The following is a 3,229-nucleotide window of genomic DNA, read 5'->3' on the forward strand; positions in this document are numbered from 1 at the left end:
AAAAGTTGCAGCGTCGCCAGGACGTAATACAGTCTTTGTGTCTCCTTCAATGAGCGTGATCTCGCCTTCGAGGACATAGACCATTTCATCCTCAGCACTATGCCAATGCTTGATCGATGAACGAGAGCCAGGTTGCAGAACTTCGATGAACGCGCCAAACTGGGTAAGCCCTCCTGCTTCGCTGATCCAGAGGGTGCGATTTGGCTCGTGCGCGGCGTGAGAAGGGCTTTCCTCTACGACGAAACGATCAGGAGTGATAACAGTCATACTAACACCTCTAGAAATTCTGGGGCATATATCTATTCCATTATGTCTAGGGTACGAATCGAAGCAAAACTTCTTTATGTTTGTGTAGTCAAGTGGGAACCCTAACTATTTATTATACGGAAACGAAGCTTGTTCAGAATGTTCACCTCAAGTTTCGTGCTTTACGCAAAAAACGAATAATCTTGAAGTTGGCATTACTTAGAAGTAACCGCAAGGCAAGCGCAAGTACTACGACACATCCGCGACTTTGAGCTTCTTCCTTGGTGGTACACAGGACATAGTTGCTGGTGATGGAGTGCTGAGAAGGCAAATCAGGGGATGAAGGAAGTAGCGACACCGGACAGCCCGTCGTAGACATCACTCTTATGGAGCGTAGTCATCGCCTAAGAGGAATCGATTCTCATGAGTGATTCCCGAAAGCCCTGGTGATGTAGGCTATTGGAGTGATGACTGGTATGTTATCTATTCAAGTTAATCAGGATAATATACCTTGATTAAGAACAGGAAAGTTAAAATGAGAATTTTTGTTCCGGGTCGTCTTTGTTTGTTTGGAGAACACACTGACTGGGCAGGAGAATATCGCAGTGTTAATCCTCTTCTCGAAAAGGGCTACACCTTAATTGTTGGTACTAATCAAGGAATTTATGCCAATGTCTTGCCTAATTCTACTGAATTAATTATTCGTGCTTCTCTCAATGATGGCAGGAGTTATGAACCGCTCAAATTACCTATGGAATCTAATACTCTTAAGTCCATAGCCAAAGAGGGCGGTTTTTTTAGTTATGCTGCTGGTACAGCTTATCAATTTCTGACTCACTATGGTGTCGGCGGACTTGAGGTTGATAATTATCTAACCGACTTACCCATCCAAAAGGGATTATCTTCGAGTGCTGCCTTTTGCGTTCTGATTGCGAGGGCTTTTAATCGTCTGTATGGCTTGGAGATGACAATTCGTTCAGAAATGGAGTTTGCCTACAAAGGAGAAAGAAACACTCCTAGCCTTTGTGGTCGTATGGATCAGGCTTGTGCTTACGGAAATTGCCCAATATTGATGATATTTGATGGTGAAAAAATCGACCTACTTGAATTGAAAGTGGGTGAGGATTTGTTTTTTGTGATTGTCGATCTCGGCGGTAGCAAAAACACACAAGAAATACTAAGACGATTGAATCGGTGTTATCCTTGGGCTACTAATTCAATAGAGCAAAATGTCCAAAAATATTTTGGTTCTATTAGCTCTGAAATTACCCAAGCAGCAGTTGAAGCAATACAACTCGGAGATGCCCAAGTTCTTGGAGCTTTAATGACAAAAGCCCAAACAGAATTTGATCTGCACGTAGTTCCAGCTTGTCCTGAGCAATTAACTGCAAAAAATCTTCATTTGCTTCTCGCTCATGAGCCACTTAAGCCTTATATCTTTGGAGGAAAAGGCGTAGGTTCTCAGGGGGATGGCACTGCACAACTGATAGTTAAAAATCAAGAGAGTCAAAGAAAAACTATCGAAATTATTAAGCGTGATTTTCCTCAAATGCAAGCGTTACAGTTGACTATTTCAAGACTACCAACTCCTATGATTAACTTAGCTGAGGGCAAAAACCAGTACGGGGTTGTTTATTAACAAATGCGTTTAATACTTTATTCGCGCTCAAAGACAAAAATAATTGAAATCGGTTTGTTCGTTTTGGGATCGCATGGCTCATATAAATTTAACAATCGGTAATTTAAAGCATGGAACTCGTTGATCCATGATTCGAGCGTTCTGAAATACCAAGGAACAGGGTGAAATGGCTTATCTGAAACTGTTTGCCATGAAGTTTCGCGCCATCCATTGGAGTATGTAGAGTCACCGCAAGCAATTATCGGATGAAGGGTTTGAATGATTATTTTGCCTTTGGACTCTAACAGGCTATGGCCTGCCTTGGCGATCTCATCAAGAGCGCATTCGCCTAGAATTGAAAAGTTGCAGATAAAGCAAGAGAAATAGCTAATGGTGCTAAATCTTTGTGATGCAAGATCCGAGTAGGAACAGACAACAAAGCGAGAATCACCACTATGCCTTGCTGCGTCAATGAGATCGGCACAAAAATCAACACCCCATCCATCAATTCCTAAAGAAAAAAGCTGTCGAGACAACCATCCCTCACCGCATCCAATGTCTAAGAATGTTTGTGGATTAAGTTGGCTTACTGTTTTGAGTATAGCGGCATCAGTGGCGATCGCACGAGAATAGATTTGCTGCTGACGAATTGCTTGTGCCCATAACAAAGCATTCATCTGCCATGAATCAAGGATTTGTTTTTCATTCTTGTCCATACAACATTGCTCAAATAGTACGAACAATCTTCTCCTTTAAAAGGATAAGCGATAATGTAGCCAGATGTAGGAAGATTTTCACTATTTCCAAAAATCGCAGTTCTGCCCAAGAGCAACCACAGTTGTAACTGATGGCAACAGAGGGCTACCAATTGTTTTTAATGATGGCAGCAGACAGACATGGTTGCTGGCGATGGTGTGCTGATGGTTGGATTTTAAGGAATTTTACTGAGATTTCAATTAGCTTTCTTTAAGAAGAGAAATAGTTTCGTAAATTTACGATGTTTTTGTCTGAAGATAACTGTCATTTTAGAGGAATAGATTTCGGGAAAGAGAGTTGATATATGAATTTACCTAAGCAAGACCATTTAAATCACAGCTTATTAAACCAGATACGTTATCAGGTTGAAATATTAGAAATTCATAATCCCAAATTAGCCAGACTATTATGTAAACTAATTCCATCTCACTGTCCTTTTGAAAGAACTGTATCAATTTTAGGGCGGACACTTTTTCACATTCCCCCATTATGTAAAATCAATCCTCTCTATGAACAAATAATTGGTCTTCGTTATAAGTGTTTGTTGTATTTAGTAGATGAATGCGGGGAAGACGCGACAAAGTATTGTTGAATGGTGATTTTATTTAG

At 40.8% G+C, this 3,229-nt stretch carries 5 protein-coding genes; 2 read left to right on the forward strand and 3 right to left on the reverse strand.

Translation table 11 applies throughout. The features are described 5' to 3' along the window. A partial coding sequence (locus G1O98_RS37565; RefSeq protein ID WP_163939452.1) for a cupin domain-containing protein occupies window positions 1-267 on the reverse strand: 267 nt, incomplete at its 3' end. Between the two features lie 142 nt (window positions 268-409). Beyond that, complete coding sequence (locus G1O98_RS37570) at window positions 410-625, reverse strand: hypothetical protein (protein ID WP_163939454.1); 216 nt, start codon at window positions 623-625, stop codon at window positions 410-412. 156 nt (window positions 626-781) lie between these two features. Between G1O98_RS37570 and G1O98_RS37575 the strand changes: the two genes are divergently transcribed. Then, window positions 782-1,885: a GHMP kinase gene (locus G1O98_RS37575; RefSeq protein WP_163939457.1), complete on the forward strand. Its 1,104-nt coding sequence runs from the start codon at window positions 782-784 to the stop codon at window positions 1,883-1,885. A 17-nt stretch (window positions 1,886-1,902) separates the two neighbouring features. Here G1O98_RS37575 and G1O98_RS37580 read toward each other — a convergent pair whose 3' ends face one another. Continuing rightward, window positions 1,903-2,580 (reverse strand): class I SAM-dependent methyltransferase, encoded by a 678-nt coding sequence (locus G1O98_RS37580; RefSeq protein WP_163939459.1) that lies wholly within the window; start codon window positions 2,578-2,580, stop codon window positions 1,903-1,905. 344 nt (window positions 2,581-2,924) lie between these two features. On the opposite strand from G1O98_RS37580, the gene G1O98_RS37585 reads away from it, so the two are divergent. Next, window positions 2,925-3,212 (forward strand): Mo-dependent nitrogenase C-terminal domain-containing protein, encoded by a 288-nt coding sequence (locus G1O98_RS37585; RefSeq protein ID WP_163939461.1) that lies wholly within the window; start codon window positions 2,925-2,927, stop codon window positions 3,210-3,212. Window positions 3,213-3,229 lie beyond the last annotated feature (17 nt).

Source organism: Nostoc sp. UIC 10630, assembly GCF_010747425.1.
Classification (GTDB): Bacteria; Cyanobacteriota; Cyanobacteriia; order Cyanobacteriales; family Nostocaceae; genus Nostoc.